Source organism: Streptomyces sp. NPDC028368 (genome assembly GCF_055565615.1).
The window spans coordinates 258,015-276,386 of the sequence record NZ_JBVHTY010000011.1 but is presented as its reverse complement, the minus strand read 5'-3'; the positions used below and the strand labels follow the sequence as shown (position 1 = coordinate 276,386).

15 protein-coding genes are annotated in these 18,372 nt (G+C 69.7%); 3 read left to right on the top strand and 12 right to left on the bottom strand.

Going from position 1 to position 18,372, the window contains the following annotated elements; all coding sequences use genetic code 11:
* Positions 1-2: 2 nt before the first annotated feature.
* From ACZ4S3_RS25740 to ACZ4S3_RS25720, 5 genes are all read right to left on the bottom strand, one after another.
* Positions 3-332: a hypothetical protein gene (locus ACZ4S3_RS25740; protein ID WP_467938011.1), complete on the bottom strand. Its 330-nt coding sequence runs from the start codon at positions 330-332 to the stop codon at positions 3-5.
* Between the two features lie 2 nt (positions 333-334).
* Complete coding sequence (mycP, locus tag ACZ4S3_RS25735) at positions 335-1,606, bottom strand: type VII secretion-associated serine protease mycosin (RefSeq protein WP_467938009.1); 1,272 nt, start codon at positions 1,604-1,606, stop codon at positions 335-337.
* A 222-nt stretch (positions 1,607-1,828) separates the two neighbouring features.
* Positions 1,829-2,122, bottom strand: coding sequence for a WXG100 family type VII secretion target (locus ACZ4S3_RS25730; protein WP_467938007.1), 294 nt, complete (start codon positions 2,120-2,122; stop codon positions 1,829-1,831).
* 116 nt (positions 2,123-2,238) lie between these two features.
* Complete coding sequence (locus ACZ4S3_RS25725; protein WP_467938005.1) at positions 2,239-2,562, bottom strand: WXG100 family type VII secretion target; 324 nt, start codon at positions 2,560-2,562, stop codon at positions 2,239-2,241.
* A 308-nt stretch (positions 2,563-2,870) separates the two neighbouring features.
* Entirely contained in the window at positions 2,871-4,523 is a 1,653-nt protein-coding gene (locus ACZ4S3_RS25720) for a type VII secretion protein EccB (protein WP_467938003.1), read from the bottom strand.
* Between the two features lie 345 nt (positions 4,524-4,868).
* Between ACZ4S3_RS25720 and eccE the strand changes: the two genes are divergently transcribed.
* The 3 genes from eccE to ACZ4S3_RS25705 all read left to right on the top strand — a co-directional run bounded on the left by eccE (position 4,869) and on the right by ACZ4S3_RS25705 (position 10,031).
* A complete protein-coding gene (gene eccE, locus ACZ4S3_RS25715; protein WP_467938001.1) occupies positions 4,869-6,098 on the top strand; it encodes a type VII secretion protein EccE in 1,230 nt (409 codons plus the stop codon).
* The gene (locus ACZ4S3_RS25710; RefSeq protein ID WP_467937999.1) at positions 6,098-6,940 is read left to right on the top strand and encodes a hypothetical protein; all 843 of its coding nucleotides are present in this window, start codon (positions 6,098-6,100) and stop codon (positions 6,938-6,940) included. The genes eccE and ACZ4S3_RS25710 overlap by 1 nt, the downstream gene beginning before the upstream one ends.
* A gap of 361 nt (positions 6,941-7,301) precedes the next feature.
* Positions 7,302-10,031 (top strand): SCO5717 family growth-regulating ATPase, encoded by a 2,730-nt coding sequence (locus tag ACZ4S3_RS25705; protein WP_467937997.1) that lies wholly within the window; start codon positions 7,302-7,304, stop codon positions 10,029-10,031.
* 90 nt (positions 10,032-10,121) lie between these two features.
* Here the strand turns inward: ACZ4S3_RS25705 and ACZ4S3_RS25700 are convergent, their stop codons facing one another.
* From ACZ4S3_RS25700 to nusA, 7 genes are all read right to left on the bottom strand, one after another.
* Positions 10,122-11,069 (bottom strand): bifunctional riboflavin kinase/FAD synthetase, encoded by a 948-nt coding sequence (locus tag ACZ4S3_RS25700; RefSeq protein ID WP_467937995.1) that lies wholly within the window; start codon positions 11,067-11,069, stop codon positions 10,122-10,124.
* A gap of 678 nt (positions 11,070-11,747) precedes the next feature.
* The gene (gene truB / locus ACZ4S3_RS25695; protein WP_467937993.1) at positions 11,748-12,674 is read right to left on the bottom strand and encodes a tRNA pseudouridine(55) synthase TruB; all 927 of its coding nucleotides are present in this window, start codon (positions 12,672-12,674) and stop codon (positions 11,748-11,750) included.
* Positions 12,671-13,126 (bottom strand): 30S ribosome-binding factor RbfA, encoded by a 456-nt coding sequence (gene rbfA, locus ACZ4S3_RS25690; protein WP_467937991.1) that lies wholly within the window; start codon positions 13,124-13,126, stop codon positions 12,671-12,673. The genes truB and rbfA overlap by 4 nt, the downstream gene beginning before the upstream one ends.
* Before the next feature lie 65 nt (positions 13,127-13,191).
* Complete coding sequence (locus ACZ4S3_RS25685; protein ID WP_467937989.1) at positions 13,192-13,485, bottom strand: DUF503 domain-containing protein; 294 nt, start codon at positions 13,483-13,485, stop codon at positions 13,192-13,194.
* 145 nt (positions 13,486-13,630) lie between these two features.
* Positions 13,631-16,786: a translation initiation factor IF-2 gene (infB, locus tag ACZ4S3_RS25680; protein ID WP_467937987.1), complete on the bottom strand. Its 3,156-nt coding sequence runs from the start codon at positions 16,784-16,786 to the stop codon at positions 13,631-13,633.
* 191 nt (positions 16,787-16,977) lie between these two features.
* The gene (locus ACZ4S3_RS25675; RefSeq protein WP_467937985.1) at positions 16,978-17,256 is read right to left on the bottom strand and encodes a YlxR family protein; all 279 of its coding nucleotides are present in this window, start codon (positions 17,254-17,256) and stop codon (positions 16,978-16,980) included.
* A 121-nt stretch (positions 17,257-17,377) separates the two neighbouring features.
* A complete protein-coding gene (gene nusA, locus ACZ4S3_RS25670; RefSeq protein ID WP_467937983.1) occupies positions 17,378-18,370 on the bottom strand; it encodes a transcription termination factor NusA in 993 nt (330 codons plus the stop codon).
* Between the last annotated feature and the right edge of the window lie 2 nt (positions 18,371-18,372).

Below are 18,372 nucleotides of genomic sequence, written 5' to 3'. Positions count from 1 at the left end.
GACTACTTCCCTCCGGGGTTCATAGCGTTGTGGACGTCGTATTCGCGGTCGTGATACGCGTCCTTTGTCTTCTTCGTCTTCTCGCTCAGGTCATGAATGAGGTCCTGAAGAACCTTGAGGATGTGGTCCTCGATGAACCCCTTCATCTGGTCATGCGACTGCCGCAGCTCCTCTTCTTCCTTGAAGCCCGTCCCGAGCGTCCCCGGCGGAAGATAGGTGCTCTGCCCCGTCTTGCTCTTGGCCTCTTCCATGGACCTGAGCACCCCGTTGAGCTTGCGCCCCACCGTGTCCAAGGCCTCGAGATCGACGAAGTACTCGTCGCTGCTGCCCATGCTTACCCTCCCCGTGTGTTCAGTGTGTTCTTACGTCGCCAGTCGCGGAGCGCGATGGCGGAGCCGGCTACCACGCCGACGGCGAAGATTCCGCCGCCGAGGATGTAGATGGCGATGCGAGAGCGCCGGTCCTCTTGGGTTTCACCCAAGGAGACAGAGACCGGTTGAATGTTGAGGCCGGCGGCTGAGTTCTTGTCTTTGTCGGGCGTCGGCTCTTCGGTGGGCCGCTCGTTGTCGTTGAGGGCCGCTACCGGGTCGACGACGCCCCAGCCGATGAAGTTGTCACGGCCCTTTTTGACGCGCTCCGCGGTCTTTTCCAGGTGCCAGATAACTTCCTCGGGCGTCCATTTTCCCCCGGGCCGATCGTGCTTGTGCTTCGCGATGAGGAGGGCCGCGGCTCCCGCGGCGTAGGGTGCGGCGAAGCTGGTGCCCTGATCGACACAGTTACCGCCGTCGGGGACGGTGGAGACCATGCTGACGCCGGGGGCGGCGATGTCGACGAAACTTCCGGACTGGGAGAAGGGCGCGCGCTCGTTGTTGCGGTCGGATGCGGCCACGGCCAGGACGTTGCCGAACTCGGTGAAGGCAGCGGGGTAGGTCTTCTTTTCGCTGCCGTCGGCGCCGCCGTTGCCTGCCGAGGCAACAATAAGAATCTTGCTGGCTGCTGCCTTTGCGACGGCGGCCCTGAGGAGGCCCTGACTCGCCCTGGGGTCGTCGGTGCCCTGGGAGATGTTGATGACGTCGACCCTCGCGTCGACCGCCTTGCTGATGGCCTTCGCGAGGTTCTCGGCCGTGCTGCCCTTTTCCGAGTCGGTCGTCTTGAAGGGGATGATCTTCGCCCCGGGCGCGATACCGACGAAGCCGGACCCGGGTATGGCATGAGCGGCGATGATGCCCGCGACCTTGGTGCCGTGCCCCACCGTGTCCTGGGTCGGCTTGCCACCGCCGGCGACGGATTGCCCGCCGGAGCCGAGCGCGGGCCTGATCTGCTGGTTGCCGCTGTCGACGCCTGTGTCGATGACGGCGACGTTGACGCCCGCCCCCTTCGTGTCCGCCCACATCTGATTGGTCAGAAGGCGCTGAAGGGACCAGGGAGTCTCTTTGATGTTGTTGGTGTTGAACTTGCACTCACCACTGTTGAGCGGCATGTTCTCGTCCGCGACCGCCGGCGCGGCGGTGGCGCACGACAGGCCGGCGACGCAGGCCGCCGTGACCAGTGCGCCCGCCGCTCGTCGGCGGTGCCCGGCTCGGTGACCAATGGCGCGAGATCCCACGGGTTGTCTGCTCTCCATCTGTGGCGGAACGGTCGGGAACGAGGGGTGAGGGGAGGGAGAAGTGCGGAGGAATTGGGGCAGAGGCCGCACAACCCTTGCGTCAGCACAGGTGGACGGCAGAAGGGCGAGCGCACTGGTGCAGCGCGCTCGCCCTCATTGTCCACTGTGCGAGCCGTGGGGGCTGCTCAGCCGTGTGCCATCCGTTCCAGTGCTGACGTAGGGTCAGCCGCCCCAGATACCGGCGTTCTTGTGCTCGGTGCTCTGGTAGTTCTGCGCGGCCTGGTCCAGCGCCTTGGCGATGGCCTCGAGCGTCGAGTGCAGAGACGCGGCGCGCTGGTCCCACTCGCGCTGACGGGCCTGGTAGCCCTCCTGCGCGGAACCTTCCCAGCTCGCGGCGATCTTCTTCACGCCCGCCTCGAGGTCATCGAGCTGCTGGCGAATGTTGTTGGCCGTACCGCGCACGTCGGAACTGGCCTGCTGGATCGTCGCAAAATTAACGAGGATCTGGCCTGACATGGTGTCTCCTCAGGAGTTGATAATGCCTGGTCGATTCACATACCGCAGAGGGGCCGAGGGATCGGCCGACGCTACTGCGGCGAGGCCGGTGCGCCACGAAGAGCGGCGCGGCCTCATCATCCGAACGGCGAGGCCGAAGCAGAGATGTGCGAGATCGACTGGGACTGCTCCTCTTCGGAGGCGCTGTAGTTCTTCGTGGTCGAGTCGATCGCTTCCTTGATCTCAGCCAGAAGCTGGTTGAGACGCTTGGCGTCCTCGTTCACCTGCGACTGCAGCTGGTTGTACGAGGAGGCCGCAGCACCCTTCCACCCAGACGTGATGGTGTCGACGACCGTGTTCAGGCGCGTGATCTCGCCCTGGATCGACTGGTTGACCGAGGAGATCTTGCCGCTGAACGCGACCATCTCCTCTTCAGTGGTTGTGTACTGCTGACCAGCCATAGTCAACGTCCCCCATGAGACTCGTACGTCGGCCGCGCCGCGCCGGCTACGGCGTCGCGCGGTTGGCATCTCCTGTTGGTGCCTTCTGCCACATTACCCACTCCATACGCCTGTTCCCAACAGGGGGTGGGCACTTGTGACGGGATCACAACATTGTCAACTACCCGTTCTTGAAACGTTGTTCGGGGGAATGGGGCAGATAGGGCGGTATCGGACGGACGTGGCCGATCATGGCCAGAAATGGCGGGAGGCCGTGCCGGCACCTCGAAGCGGGCGCCGGCACGGCCTCCAAGGGCCTTCTCGGTGCGTCAGGAAGCCTGCGGAGTGTTGGCGAGCTTCCAGTTCAGCGCGGGGCCCTGGGAGAGCAGCGAGGACCAGGACTTCAGGATCGACGGCACACGCGCTCCGCCGTAGCCGAGGCGGGCCTGGTTCTGTCCCACCTGCTGGTCCGCCTTGCCGGCCTTCTTGCCGTCGTTGCCGTTGGGCACGGAGTAGCGCAGGCCCGTGTCGGTGACGAGGAACATGGAGCCGTCGCCGGCCTTCTGGCTACCGGTGTTCACCTCCCGGTACAGCAGGCCGCTGCCGGGGGTGACGTACGAGGTGGAACCGGCCGCGATCTTGGCCGGGTAGTCCTTGCCGACCCAGGTACCCATTTCCGGTACGCCGTTCGGGAAACCGAGCTTGGCACCCAGATTGCCCGTGTACTTCCGGGTGGTGCCGCTGTAGAAGTTGCAGGTCACGCCGTTTTTGGTGGGAGTCAGGCCACTGGTCGGGTCGGGGCGCTCGAACTCGTTCGCCATATCGACGTCTTCGCTGGGCCAGGGGTTCTCGAAGCTCTCACCGTTGTATTCGAACGAGCCCTTGAACGCCTTGGGCTGCCCGGCGTTGTCTTCGTCCTTCGTCCACTGGATGGCCCCGCTGGACAGCCGGTCCACGTTCGGCGCCTGGCCGGTGCCGGAGTTGAGCAGGAGGTTGGCGATGAAGTTCGAGACCTTCTCGACGCCGGTCTTGGTGACGACGTACTTCTGCGACGTCGACGTGTCCTCGACCACCGTGCCGACTGTGCGGTCCTTCTGCGGGACGGCGCCATCGGGGGCATTGCTCGGTCCGCCCGCTCCGTCCACCGTCGGCATGAAGATCGGGACCGGGCTCTTGAGGAGCGTGTCCATCCATTCCTGGGTGACCTGCTGCGGACCCCGGCCATGGAATACCACCCGGCGAAGGAGCTCGTCGGTCTTCTCGGCGCCACCCGGGGGCTTGATGAGCCCGCCCATGGTGGAGTCGAACTTGAACGCGACCCCGTTGCTGTCGACCAGGTAGTAGTCACCCTTGGGGTCCTGGATGTACAGCGCCTGGTGCAGATCGAGCCTGCCCTTGTCCTGGGCCTCGATCTGCTGCTTCTCCTTGCCGCCCAGGACGAAGACGGCCTGCTGCGGCTTGGCTTGCTCGCTGCCGCCGGGGCGGTTGCACACCGCCCAGGTCTTCGGCTTGTCGACGTCGTCAACGGTGGGCAGCCGGTCGGGCGCGAACGGAATGCCGATGGCCGGGCCGTGCGCGATCTTTCCGTCCAGCTGGTCCTCGTCGACCGGGACGACCTTGAACTTGTCCGGGTTGAGCAGCAGCCTGGCCGAGGCGAGGTTCAGGACAGGGTGGAGCAGCTTCTGTTCCTTGCCGTTGGCGTCCTTGCCGCCGTTGAGCACGACATAGCGCGTGGTGGATTTCGACCCGACGAGCACATTGCCGCCGACTTCGTCCCACCCCTGCGGGACAATGGGCTTGAGGATGCCGCACGCTCCGAATCCCACCAGCATCAGGACGCCCACCATGATGCTGGGCACCACCGCCTTGAACGGCTTCGGTGCGCTTTCGATCGAGCCATTGGGCAGCGGCTTCAGAAATGCCGCATTCGTGCGCTTTCGCGCAAACGAATACGCATTCAGCTCGTCCCGACGTGATGCCATTGTTGCTTTCTCTCCCCGCCTGTCGGATCCACCAACGACCGCCCCCGGCACTCACGCCGTAGCGCCCTCTACTATGCCGTGTGTCGATCGACCCGTACGGTACGGGTGCCACCTTCCAACGCACCAGTCTCAGCGGCGGCCCACACGCCTAGAGGCCACACCACCAGTAGAGGAGCAGGCCGGGGGATGTCCAGCGCCACCAGGGCTCGACGCCGCAACGGGCGGCAACAGCAGCAACAGCCTTCCGCTGCACCGCAATACGCGGGAAATGCTGGCCAAAACGGCACAGCTCGGGGCAACAGAGGAAATCGCGGCCGGGATTCGGCGCCACGTCCGTCCGGCCCGGTGTCGCCGCGTTTGCGCCAACAGGCCGGGAATATCGGCGGTGTCCGGGTACAGCAGCTGGCCATCGTCGAAATCGCCGCGGCGCTGGTATTGGTGGGCCTGTCGTTCCACCACCCGGTCGCACTGGCCGTGGCCATCGTGCTGGCGGCCGTCCTGGTCATCTTCGCGCTCGGCCGGCGCCGTAAGATTCCGCTTCCGGAGTGGATCACGGCCGTGCGCGCCATGAAGCGCCGCAGCAAGAACGGCAGTTCCGCGCTCGCCGCCACGCAGGGCGTCGACCCTGCCATCGCCCCGGTCGTGGAGTGCGAACCGGCGCTGCGGACCTACGAGTACATGGCGGACGCGGATCAGCGGGCCATCGGTTTTGTCGGGGACGGGACGTTCCTGACCGCGCTGGTGCAGGTCGACGCGCGTGATGAACCGCTGCGGCCGCAGCGTGGCAGCCACATGCTGCCGCTCGATGTGCTGCACACCGCGCTCGACGTGGAGGACATCCACCTCGAGTCGGTGCAGTTCGTGCAGTACACCCAGCCGGCGCCGGCGCCGCATCTGCCCGAACAGGCCGTCGCGGCCCGTTCGTACGCACCGCTGCAGGCGCAGTCCCAGACGCCCGCCCTGCAGTTGACGTGGATCGCGCTCAAGCTCGACCCGGAGCTGTGCGCCGAGGCCATCGAGGCCCGCGGCGGCGGGGTGGAAGGCGCCCAGCGCTCGCTGCTGCGCGCCGCCGACCAGCTCGTCAGCCGGCTCACCGCACACGGCGTACGGGCCAGGGTGCTGGCCGAGCGCGAGGTCGTGGCCGCGATCGGCACCGCGGTGTGCGTCAGCCCGCGGGCCGCCAACGGCGCGATGGGACGGGACGGCCGGGCCGCCCGCCGTACCCAGGAGACGACCCGTGCGATGCGCTGTGACGACCGCTGGCACTCCACGTACTGGATCGGCCGGTGGCCCCAACTGGGTCCCGGCGGCGCGCCGTTGGCGGCCGTCACCCAGCTGCTGACCAGCACCAGGGCGATGGCCAGCACCTTCGCGCTGACCGCCACGCACGGCGGCGGCCGCGCCCCGGCCATCTCGGGGTACGTCCGGCTGTCGACCCGTAGCGAAAACGAACTCTCCGCGGCGCAGAACGAGTTGGAGCGCCGTTCCGGTTCCGTGAAGGTCGGTCTCGTACGGCTCGACCGCGAGCAGCTGCCCGGCCTGCTGGCCACGCTTCCCCTCGGAGGTACCCGCTGATGGCCACTCCCACCTATCAGCCCCGCGTCAACGTCACCGGCAACGGCTGGCGCAACCCCCCGATCGGGGGCGCCGACAGCGGCCGCCGGCTCAACCACCAGCCCCGGCCGGAGGCCGAGGAGTCGGGACCGACCGGTCCGAAGCCCAGGCCCGGTTTCGGGCTGCGCGGCCCGCGCCGCAACCCGCATGTCCTGACGGCCGAATCCCTCGGCGCGCTGACCCTGCCGGTCGGCGACGACGGCGTGATCATCGGCATCGATCCGCAGAACCAGCCCGCCGTGCTCAGCCTGCTGCGGCCCGCGCCGATGGAGATCGCGCTGGTCGGCAGCATGTGGATGGCGCAGGTGCTGGCGCTGCGTACGGTCGCCACCGGGGCCCGGGTCGCCGTCGAGACCGCGCGGCCGCAGGCCTGGGGCCAGATGGCGCAGGCCGCGGGTGGCGGGCAGCAGTGTGTGTCGATCCATGAGGTGCGCCAGATCGCGCCACAGGGACCGTCGGTTTCCAGCCCCGTACTGGTCATCCGTGACATGGGTGCGCGTCCGCCGCGCAATCAGCTCGCGCCCAGCCCCTGGCAGTCGGTGCTGACCGTGCTGCCGTTCCTCGGGCCGCGCTCGCCGCAGATGCTGGGCCGCGCCGATCTGGTCGGTCTGCAGCGGTTGTCACCCGAAGAGGCGGAAGTTGTGACGCGAATCATGCGGCTGCCGGAGCAGGTCGGTGCGGTACTGCCGACGCTCAGCGACAACGCCATGCTCTGGTGCTCGCGCGACGGCCATCAGTTCGTGATGACCCAGCCGACGGATGCCGAAACCAACCTGCTCGGCGGGCCGCGCCGGATGGACTGACCGATTCTGTGGGCCGGTTGTGCACGCTTCGTGTGGGCAACCGGTCATGGGCACGATCTACGGGCGCATCCACGGATGCGCCCGTAGGTGTGCCGACGCGGCTTGAAGACGACATGACATCGACTGCCGTTATGGGCCGACTCTTGATTAGGCTGTGTGGTGAGCGCAGAAACACATCACGACGACGGTCCACCGCGGCAGTCCACGACGGCAGTCCATGCGGGCAGTCGATACGGGGATGGAGACAAGCAGTGTTGGCGCAGCCCCGGGTGGTGTGTTCCGACGTCCGTTACATCCGAACGATCCGCCTGTATCCGGTCCTGCCGTTCAGGTGCGTTGCAGCAGTAGACCAGGAGGCACAGTGAAGGAGCAGGAGGCTTTCCGCCCGGACGGGAACGATCCTGACGATGACCAGTCCGAGTTCGATCTGACCGGTGAGTTCAAGATCGATTTTGCGGCTCCGGCCTGGTACTCGAGCAACGACACCAGCGGAGGCGGCGCCGGCGCCGCTCCCGCCCCGTCTCCTACACCCGCGCCCGCACCTGCGCCCAACGGGGCTCCTCCTGTCGGGACGCCGGCGCCGCCGCCCACCGGGCAGCCGCTGCCGGGACCCGCGCAGGGCGCCCCGGCGCCGATGACCCCGCCCGCGGAGGCCGCGCCGCCCGGGTTCCCGATGCTGCGTCCTCACGAGACGGGCGGCGACGTACCGCCCGCGCAGGCTCCCCCGGCCGTGCCGCAGGCGCCCGCCGAGCAGGTTGCCGCGCCCGCCGTGACGCCGGAGGCCGCATCGGCCGCCGACGACGGCGAGAAGGTGCGTACGGGCAGTGGCGTCGACCCCTCGGCCTCGCTCTGGGGCGACGACGATGACGCGGAGCCGGCTGCGGAAGCCGCCCCCGTGACATCGGCGCCGCAGCCGGCGGCCGCCACGGCCAACTCCCCCGCCGAGAGCGGCACTCCGGCCCCCGAGGCGGCTGCTCCCGCGCCGCAGGCGCCCGAGCAGCCCGCGCCGGCCGCCGACCAGGCAGCGGTCCCCGCACAGGGCCAGCCGCCCGCTCAGGCCCAGCCTCAGCAGGGCGTGCCGGCGCAGGCCCAGCCGCAGCAGGACGCCGCCCAGCAGGCGGTTCCGCAGCAGGGCGTCCCGCAGCAAGGGGCACCGCAGGCCGCGCCCCAGCAGGGTGTACCGCAGCAGGGTGCTCCCTGGGGCGCCGCCCCGGACGGTCAGCAGCAGGGTGTTCCGCAGCAGGGCGGACTGCCGCCGCTGCCGCCGGAGTTCCAGCCCGCCGACCCGCGCGTGGCCCAGGCGCAGGCCGGTCAGCCGCAGCCGGCCCAGCAGCCTCAGCAGGCCCAGCCTCAGCCGCAGGCCCAGCCGCAGCCCCAGCAGGCGCAGCAGCCCCAGGCCGGTTACCCGCAGCAGGCTCAGCAGCAGCCCCAGCAGGCTTACCCGCAGCAGCAGGCCCAGCAGCCCGCCCAGGGCCAGCCCGGCCAGCAGCAGCCCGCCTACGGCTATCCCCAGCCCGCGTACGGCTACCCCCAGCAGGCCCAGCAGCAGCCGCAGCAGAATCCCCACGCGGCCGCACAGCAGCCCGCGTACGGCTATCCGCAGCAGGGCGCCCAGGGCTACCCGCAACAGGGCCAGCAGCAGCCCCAGCAGGCCGCGCCCGGTTACGACCAGCAGCAGGCCCAGGCCCAGGCCCAGCAGGCAGCACAAGCCCAGCAAGCGGCCCAGGCCCAGCAGGCACAGCAAGCTCAGCAGGCAGCCCAGGCTCAGCAGCAGCAACAACAGCCCCAGCAGGCCCAGCCGTTCTCCGGTCAGCAGGCCGCCGACCCGAACGCCGCGGCGAACTACGCGCAGTACTCGCAGCCGGGCCAGCAGCAGCCGCAGCAGCGGTCCGCTCCGGGCGCGCCGCTCGGCTACAGCGCCGCCGTCGAGCTGACCTCCGACCGCCTGCTGCGCAACCAGCCCAAGAAGCGCAAGCCGGGCGCCAACGCCCAGCCGTCGAAGTTCAAGCTGGGTGCGAAGAAGGAGGAGGCCGAGCGGCAGCAGAAGCTGGCGCTGATCCGTACTCCGGTGATGTCCTGCTACCGGATCGCGGTGATCAGCCTCAAGGGCGGCGTCGGCAAGACCACGACAACCACCGCGCTGGGCTCCACCCTCGCGTCCGAGCGGCAGGACAAGATCCTGGCGATCGACGCCAACCCCGACGCCGGCACGCTCGGCCGACGGGTCCGCCGCGAGACCGGCGCGACCATCCGTGACCTGGTGCACGCGATCCCGCATCTGCACAGCTACATGGACATCCGCCGGTTCACCTCGCAGGCCCCCTCCGGCCTGGAGATCCTCGCCAACGACGTCGACCCGGCCGTCTCGACGACCTTCAACGACGACGACTACCGGCGCGCGATCGACATCCTCGGCAAGCAGTACCCGATCATCCTCACCGACTCGGGTACGGGCCTCCTCTACAGCGCGATGCGCGGAGTCCTCGACCTCGCCGACCAGTTGATCATCATCTCCACGCCGTCCGTCGACGGTGCGAGCAGCGCCAGTACGACCCTGGACTGGCTGTCCGCGCACGGCTACGCCGACCTGGTGCAGCGCGGTATCACGGTCATCTCCGGTGTCCGCGAGACCGGCAAGATGATCAAGATCGATGACATCGTGTCGCACTTCGAGACCCGGTGCCGTGGTGTGGTCGTCGTCCCGTTCGACGAGCATCTCGCCGCCGGCGCCGAGGTCGACCTCGACATGATGCGGCCCAAGACCCGCGAGGCGTACTTCAACCTCTCCGCCCTGGTGGCCGAGGACTTCGCGCGGCAGCAGCAGGCGCACGGGATGTACCCCCAGCAGCAGCAGATGGGCGGCGATCCGTACGCCCAGCAGCAGCAGTACCCCCAGCAGTACCCGCAACAGGGCCAGCAGCAGCCGCAGCAGGGCCAGCCCGCGCAGCCGCCGGCCGGTTACCCGCCGCAGCAGGGCGGCTGGACCCAGCAGCCCCCCCAGCAGCCCGGCCAGTGGCAGCAGCAACAGCCCGCTCCGGACGCGCCGCTGCCGGACGGTGGCGGGTGGACGCAGCAGCCGCCTCCGCAGTGAGCGGGGCGTCACGCCAAAGGGGCGGGGCCCGGTACTGATGTACCGGGCCCCGCCCCTTTGGCGCCCCGTCGGCGCCCTTTGGCCGTACGGTCAGCCGGCCGCCGAGATCAGTCCTCGTGCCTGCTTCACATCGATCGCCATCCGCTCCAGCAGGGCGTCGAGGGTGTCGAACTTCTCCTGGCCGCGGATGTAGGCGAGGAAGTCCACGGCGACGTGCAGGCCGTACAGATCCAGGCCGACGCGGTCGATGGCGTATGCCTCGACCGTGCGCACCTTGCCGTCGAACTGCGGGTTGGTGCCGACCGAGATCGCCGCCGGCATCGCCTCGCCCTCGACGTGCAGCAGGCCCGCGTAGACACCGTCGGCCGGGATCGCGGTGTGCGGCAGGGTCTCCACGTTGGCCGTCGGGAAGCCCAGTTCGCGGCCGCGCTGGGCGCCGCGTACGACGACGCCCTCGACGCGGTGCGGCCGCCCCAGGACCTCCATCGCACCGGCCACATCGCCCTCGGCGACCAGCCGGCGGACGAGCGTGGAGGAGAACGGCTCGCCGCCGCCCGCCGTACCGCGCTCGAAGAGGTCGATGACCTCCACGGTGTAGTCGTAGGTGCGGCCGAGCTCGGCGAGCGTTTGGACCGTACCGCTCGCCTTGTGCCCGAAGCGGAAGTTGGGGCCCTCGACGACGACCTGCGCGTGCAGCTTGTCGACCAGCACCTTCACCACGAAGTCGGCCGGCGCCAGCTTCGAGAATTCCTTGGTGAACGGGAGGATCAGTACGGCGTCCACGCCCAGCTCGGCCATCAGCTCCGCGCGCCGGTGATGCGGCGCGAGCAGCGGCGGGTGGGTGCCGGGCCGCACGACCTCGCTCGGGTGCGGGTCGAAGGTGACGACCACCGCGGGAATGCCCAGTTCACGGGCGCGCGCGACCGCCTTCCCGATGATCAATTGGTGGCCGCGGTGCACACCGTCGTACGAGCCGATGGTGACGACGCTGCGTCCCCAGCCCTCGGGGATGTCCTCCAAGCCACGCCAGCGCTGCACTGTGCCCGCTCCTCGCCCGAACTCTTGTCCGTCCACTGCGCCAATTCGGCATGACGCAGGTCTAAGACTGCCATGCCGGGGGCGGAGCTTCGCGCGAAGGGTGCCCCGCTGGGCCCGGGAACGGGACCAAAGCGAGGGCGGCCCGGCAAAGCGACCGTGCCCGGTACGGCGATCACCGCCCCTGTCCGCCCGCCCGGCACCGGCCCGCCGCCGGCATGGCCGCCCCGCCGCAGCGCCTCCCGGCCCGCCGGGCAGAGCCCCAACTCCGGTGCTCCGCCGAGGAGATGACAGCGGTCAGCCGCCGTATACGACACACCGGAGCGCGTCCCGGCGACCGTGCCGGCCGGCCGCGCAGAGCCGTATGCGGGTGTCCATCGGGGGCCGCCCCACGGCGATCGGCAAGGGGGACGGGGTGGGCCACCCGCCGGTCCCGGTCTCCGTCCACAGGCGGGCGGTGAGCGCCTCGGCGGGGAGCCGGGCGAACGCGCCCCCTTTCGCGCTGCGAGTCACTCCGAGCGCCGCGCCGAAGGAGTGAATCATCGCAACGCATGGGACAGAGTCAGGGCGAGGGGGGCGGTGGACCGCGGGCCGACGCTCAGGTGTCCACCGAAACCGCAGGTGGCCGGCCCGGAGCGTATGTCACGCGCCGGAACCGGCCACCTGCGAACGTCGTCGGCGTCAGCCGAACACCGCCAGGCTCTTCGCCTTCCCGCCCTGGTTCTCCACCAGCGCCAGGAACGTGCCGTCCGGCCCGAACGCCGCCACCGGACCGGTGCCCTCGAACAGCGGCATCGGGATCCGCGCGCCGTTCATCAGCAGCCGCGTCTGCGGCTCGGCGACGTCCCAGCGGGTGAAGGCGGCGGCCGCCGCCTCGCCGATCGGCATGACCGGCAGCCCCGGGCCCTCGGTGTCATCCACCGCGGCCTGCAGCTGCTCGAGCGTGCGCGCCCGGTCCAGCTTGTACGGGCCCACCCGGGTGCGGCGCAGCGCCGTCAGATGCCCGCCGACGCCGAGCCCGGCGCCCAGGTCGCGGGCCAGCGCGCGGATGTACGTACCGGACGAGCACTCGACGGAGACCAGCAGATCGGTCACCGGGGTGCCGTCCTCCGCCTCCGTCTCACTGACCGAATACACCACGAACGAGGAGACGGTCACCGGCCGGGCCGGAATCTCCACGTCCTCGCCGTCCCTGACCCGCGAGTAGGACCGCTTCCCGTCGATCTTGATGGCGCTGACCTTCGACGGCACCTGCATGATCGCGCCGGACAGCCGGGCAACCCCGGCGTCGATGTCCTCGCGCGCGATGCCCTGCGCCGCCTTTGACGCGGTGATCTCGCCCTCGGCGTCGTCGGTGACCGTGGTCTGGCCGAGCCGGATCGTGCCGACGTACTCCTTCTCCGTCAGCGCGAGATGGCCGAGCAGCTTGGTCGCCCGCTCGATGCCGAGGACGAGCACGCCCGTGGCCATCGGGTCGAGCGTGCCGGCATGCCCGACCCGGCGGGTGCGGGCCATGCCGCGCATCTTCGCCACGACGTCGTGCGAAGTGAAACCGGCCGGCTTGTCGACGATGACGAGACCGCCCGGTTTGTTGCTCTCACGCTTCATTCTGCCGCTCGGCCCTCGTCGTCCTCGTCCTCGCCCGGCTTGCGGTACGGGTCCGCTTCACCGGCGTACTGGGCGCCCGAGGACGCCTCGCGCACCTTGGCGTCCGAGGCCCGTGCCTTGTCGAGCAGGTCGTCGATCGTCTTGGCGTTCTCCGGCAGGGCGTCCGCCACGAACGCCAGGGTCGGCGTGAACTTCGTGCCGGCCGCCGCGCCGACCGCGGAGCGCAGGATGCCCTTGGCGCTCTCCAGGCCGGCGGCCGCGCTGGCCCGGTCCTCGTCGTCTCCGTAGACCGTGTAGAAGACCGTCGCCTCCCGCAGGTCGCCGGTGACCCGGGTGTCCGTGATGGTCACATGCGTGCCGAGGCGCGGGTCCTTGATTCCGCGCTGCAGCTTCTGAGCGACCACCTCCCGGATGAGGTCCGCCAGCTTCTTCGCCCGCGCATTGTCGGCCACTGGTCCGTCTCCTTCTTGTCTTCCACAATTGTGCTTCCACCGGCGGCGACCTGCCCGGTCATGGGTCAGTCGTCGTCGCCGTGCAGCCGCCGGCGTACCGACAGCAGCTCCACTTCGGGCCGTGCGGCGACCAGGCGCTCGCAGCGGTCCATGACATCGGTGAGGTGCCCTGCGTCCCCGGACACCACCGCCAGGCCGATCAGGGCCCTGCGGTGCAGATCCTGGTCCCCGACCTCGGCCACGCTCACCGCGTATTTGCGGTGCAGCTCGGCGACGATCGGGCGGACGACGGAGCGCTTCTCCTTCAGCGACCGTACGTCGCCGAGAAGCAGGTCAAAGGACAGCGTCCCTACGTACATGCAAGACGGGTAAAGCCACCCGTGGGGCCTTGGGGGGCACCCCCAGCGGTAGCTGGGGAGTACGAGTCCTTGGAACCGTACACGCAACGGCCGGGGCCGATCGACGGAATTCCTCCGCCGACCGGCCCCAGTGACTGCTGCGTGATCAGCCGCGCGGCTTCTCGCGCATCTCGTACGTCGCGATGACGTCGTCGATCTTGATGTCGTTGAAGTTTCCGAGGTTGATACCGCCCTCGAAGCCTTCGCGGATCTCGGTGACGTCGTCCTTGAAGCGGCGCAGACCCTGGATGTTGAGGTCCTCCGCGACCACCTTGCCGTCGCGGATGAGGCGCGCCTTGGTGTTGCGCTTGACCTCGCCGGAGCGGATGAGCACACCCGCGATGTTGCCGAGCTTGGACGAGCGGAAGATCTCGCGGATCTCCGCGGTACCGAGCTCGACCTCCTCGTACTCCGGCTTGAGCATGCCCTTGAGGGCCGCCTCGATCTCCTCGATCGCCTGGTAGATGACCGAGTAGTACCGGACGTCGACGCCCTCGCGGTCGGCCATCTGCGTCGCACGGCCTTCGGCGCGGACGTTGAAGCCGATCACGATCGCGTCGGAGCCGGTCGCCAGGTTGATGTCCGACTCGGTGACCGCACCCACACCGCGGTGCAGGATGCGGATCTCGACCTCTTCGCCGACGTCGAGCTGGAGCAGCGAGGACTCGAGAGCCTCCACCGAACCGGACGCGTCGCCCTTGATGATGATGTTGAGGTCCTGCACCAGGCCGGCCTTGAGCACCTTGTCGAGGTCCTCGAGGGACACCCGGCGGGTGCGCTTGGCGAACGCCGCGTTGCGCTCACGAGCGGCGCGCTTCTCGGCGATCTGACGGGCCGTACGGTCCTCGTCGACAACCAGGAAGTTGTCGCCGGCACCCGGGACGTTGGTCAGACCCAGGACCAGGACGGGAGTCGAGGGACCCGCTTCCTCGACGTTGTTGCCCTTGTCGTCGAGCATCGCGCGGACTCGGCCGTAGGCGTCACCGGCGACGATCGTCTCACCGACGCGCAGCGTGCCGCGCTGGACCAGGACGGTCGCCACGGCGCCGCGGCCACGGTCGAGGTGTGCCTCGATCGCGATGCCCTGCGCGTCCTGCTCCGCGTTGGCGCGCAGGTCGAGCGAGGCGTCCGCGGTCAGGACCACGGCCTCGAGCAGCTGCTCGATGTTCAGACCCTCACGGGCGGAGATGTCGACGAACATGGTGTCGCCGCCGTACTCCTCGGCCACCAGACCGAACTCGGTGAGCTGGCCGCGCACCTTGGTCGGGTCGGCGCCCTCGACGTCGATCTTGTTGACCGCGACCACGATCGGCACATCGGCCGCCTTGGCGTGGTTCAGCGCCTCGATCGTCTGCGGCATGACACCGTCGTTGGCCGCCACCACGAGGATCGCGATGTCGGTCGACTTGGCACCACGGGCACGCATGGCGGTGAACGCCTCGTGACCCGGGGTGTCGATGAAGGTGATCCGACGCTCTTCGTCGTTGACCTCGGTCGCGACCTGGTAGGCACCGATGTGCTGGGTGATGCCGCCGGCCTCGCCCGCGACGACGTTCGTCTTGCGGATCGCGTCGAGCAGTCGGGTCTTACCGTGGTCGACGTGACCCATGACGGTCACCACCGGCGGACGGGAGACGAGCATCTCCTCGCCGCCCTCGTTCTCGCCGAACTCGATGTCGAAGGACTCGAGCAGCTCGCGGTCCTCCTCCTCCGGGCTGACGATCTCGACGACGTAGTTCATCTCGTCGGCGAGCAGCTGGAGCGTCTCGTCGGAGACCGACTGGGTCGCGGTGACCATCTCGCCGAGGTTCAGCATGACCTGGACCAGCGACGCCGGGTTGGCGTTGATCTTCTCCGCGAAGTCCGTCAGCGAGGCACCGCGCGACAGACGAACCGTCGCACCGTTGCCGCGCGGCAGCATGATGCCGCCGACCGACGGGGCCTGCATGGCCTCGTACTCCTGACGCCTCTGCCGCTTCGACTTACGGCCACGACGCGCCGGACCGCCGGGACGGCCGAACGCACCCTGTGTGCCGCCACGGCCACCGGGACCGCCGGGACGACCGGCAAAGCCCGGACGACCGCCGCCGAAGCCGCCGCCACCACCGGGACCGCCGCCACCGGGACGACCGGCGAAACCGCCGCCGCCACCCGGACGACCGGCGCCGCCACCGCCACCGGGACGACCGGCGAAGCCGCCGCCGCCACCGGGACGACCGCCGCCACCGGGACGACCGGCACCCGCGGGACCGCGACCGCCGCCGCCACCGGGGCCCGGACGCGGGCCGGCAGCGGGACGCTGCGGCATCATGCCCGGGTTCGGGCGGTTACCGCCGCCGCCGGGACGCGGAGCGCCACCAGGAGCGGCACCCTGCGGACGGGGCATACCACCGGGGGTCGGACGCGCGCCGCCCTGGCCCTGTCCCTGGGGACGGGGGCCACCCTGGCCGCCGCCCTGCGGACGCGGGCCACCGGGACCACCCTGGCCGCCGGGACGCGGGGCGCCACCGGGACGGGGAGTCTGCGGACGGGCCATGCCCGTCGAGCCACCGGAGGTGAAGGGGTTGTTGCCCGGACGGGGGCCGGAGGGACGAGCACCCGGACGGGCGCTCGGACGCTCGCCACCCGGACGCGGGGCACCGCCACGGCCCTGACCACCCTGACCACCCTGACCACCCTGACCGCCCTGACCGGACGCCGGACGGGCCGGACGCGGGCCGGGGGCGGCACCGGGACGGGGCGCCGAACGGTCGGCCGCGGGTGCGGCCGGCGCGGACGGCGGAGCCTGGAACTCGGGCTGCGCGGGGGCGGCCGGAGCGGGCTTGGGCGCCGGCGCCTTCGGGGCCGGCGTGGGCCGCGGACCCGGGGTGGGACCGGCGGCGGGAGTGCTCTTGGGTGTTTCGGGGGCCTGCGGCGCCTCGGCGGCGGCCGCGGGGGCCGGAGCCACGGGGGCCGCGGGGGCCGGAGCCGCGGGGCCCGGCTTGGGGGCACCCGGCTTCGGGGCAGCAGGACGTGCCGCCTGCGCCGGAGAGGGCGCCGACGGCTTCGCGGGGGCCGACTTGCGCGGCGCCGCGGGCTTGCCGGCGGCGCGGCCGTTGCCGCTGCCTGCCTGGAAAGCGTCGGTCAGCTTTCGAACAACCGGCGCCTCGATCGTCGAGGACGCCGAACGGACGAATTCACCAAGTTCTTGGAGCTTGGCCATGACGACCTTGCTCTCAACGCCGAACTCCTTGGCGAGTTCGTATACCCGGACCTTAGCCACTTCGCTCCTTCTAGGTCCGGGTTGTCCACCGGACCGTCGCTACTTCATGGGCGTACTCATCGCGTACTCATCGAGTGCTCATCGCAATCTCGACCTACTTCCGACTCGCGAGGTACCTGACCGCACGGTTTTCCGTGCGCTGTGCGTCTTGCTGTGCATTTACTGCTGTGCGTTATTGCCATCACGGCTGCTCAGGACGCACCCCGTTCGACGAATCGACGCAATTCCGTCGTATCGAACGGCCCTGGGCTCCGAAAAGCCCGGGAAAACGCCCGGCGGCGAACCGCCAGATCGAGACAGACCAGTGTCGGGTGCACATAAGCACCCCGGCCGGGCAGCGTACCGCGCCGATCGGGGACACACTCACCCTCGATCACCACGATGCGCAGCAAATCGCCCTTGGCCGCTCGCTCCCGGCAACCCAGACACGTGCGCTCAGGGCATGCGCGGGCATGCGTCCGGCCAGACACTGCTTAAGTCTACCTCCCCGCACCGACCTCACCCCGATGGGGTAAAGCCCGAACGCTTGGTCATCATTCCCGTCGGCCGCCGCGGCACCCCATCGAGGGAGCCACGGCAGCACCGACCCGATCAGTCCTGCGGAGCGACCTGCTCCGTATCGGGCCGGATGTCGATCCGCCACCCCGTGAGCCGGGCGGCAAGCCGGGCATTCTGCCCTTCCTTGCCGATGGCCAGCGACAGCTGGTAGTCGGGCACCGTGACCCGGGCGGACCGCGCCGCCAGGTCCACGACCTCGACCTTGCTGACGCGGGCCGGCGAGAGCGCATGGGCGACCAGGTCGGCCGGATCGTCCGACCAGTCCACGATGTCGATCTTCTCGCCGTGCAGTTCCGCCATGACGGCCCGCACCCGCCCGCCCATCGGCCCGATGCACGCACCCTTGGCGTTCAGCCCCGACCGCGTCGACCGCACCGCGATCTTCGTCCGGTGCCCGGCCTCCCGCGCGATGGCGGCGATCTCCACCGACCCGTCCGCGATCTCCGGGACCTCCATGGCGAAGAGCTTCTTCACCAGGTTGGGATGCGTACGCGACAGCGTCACGGACGGCCCGCGCACACCCTTGACCACCCGCACGACGTACGACCGCAGCCGCGTACCGTGCGTGTACTCCTCACCCGGCACCTGCTCCTGCACCGGCAGCATGGCCTCCATCCGGCCGATGTCGACCAGGACGTTCTTGGGGTCCTTGCCCTGCTGGACGACGCCGGTGATGACATCGCCCTCCCGGCCGGCGAACTCGCCGAAGGTGATCTCCTCCTCGGCGTCCCGCAGCCGCTGCAGAATGACCTGCTTGGCCGTGGTCGCCGCGATCCGCCCGAACCCGGAGGGGGTGTCGTCGAACTCGCGGGGCTCGGCGCCCTCCTCGAGATCGGCCGGGTCCTCCTTCGCCCACACCGTCACATGCCCGGTGCTGCGGTCCAGCTCCACCCGCGCCTGGCGGCGGCTGCCGTCGGTGCGGTGGTATGCGATGAGGAGGGCCGACTCGATCGCCTCGACCAGCAGGTCGAACGAGATCTCCTTCTCCCGCACCAGACCCCGCAGGGCACTCATGTCGATGTCCACGG

Bases quoted from the DNA above. Each gene is read 5' to 3' on its own strand.
- ACZ4S3_RS25740 (WP_467938011.1), bottom strand. From the start codon at position 332: ATGGGCAGCAGCGACGAGTACTTCGTCGATCTCGAGGCCTTGGACACG.
- ACZ4S3_RS25730 (WP_467938007.1), bottom strand. From the start codon at position 2,122: ATGTCAGGCCAGATCCTCGTTAATTTTGCGACGATCCAGCAGGCCAGT.
- ACZ4S3_RS25725 (WP_467938005.1), bottom strand. From the start codon at position 2,562: ATGGCTGGTCAGCAGTACACAACCACTGAAGAGGAGATGGTCGCGTTC.
- ACZ4S3_RS25720 (WP_467938003.1), bottom strand. From the start codon at position 4,523: ATGGCATCACGTCGGGACGAGCTGAATGCGTATTCGTTTGCGCGAAAG.
- ACZ4S3_RS25710 (WP_467937999.1), top strand. From the start codon at position 6,098: ATGGCCACTCCCACCTATCAGCCCCGCGTCAACGTCACCGGCAACGGC.
- truB (WP_467937993.1), bottom strand. From the start codon at position 12,674: ATGAAGCGTGAGAGCAACAAACCGGGCGGTCTCGTCATCGTCGACAAG.
- ACZ4S3_RS25685 (WP_467937989.1), bottom strand. From the start codon at position 13,485: ATGTACGTAGGGACGCTGTCCTTTGACCTGCTTCTCGGCGACGTACGG.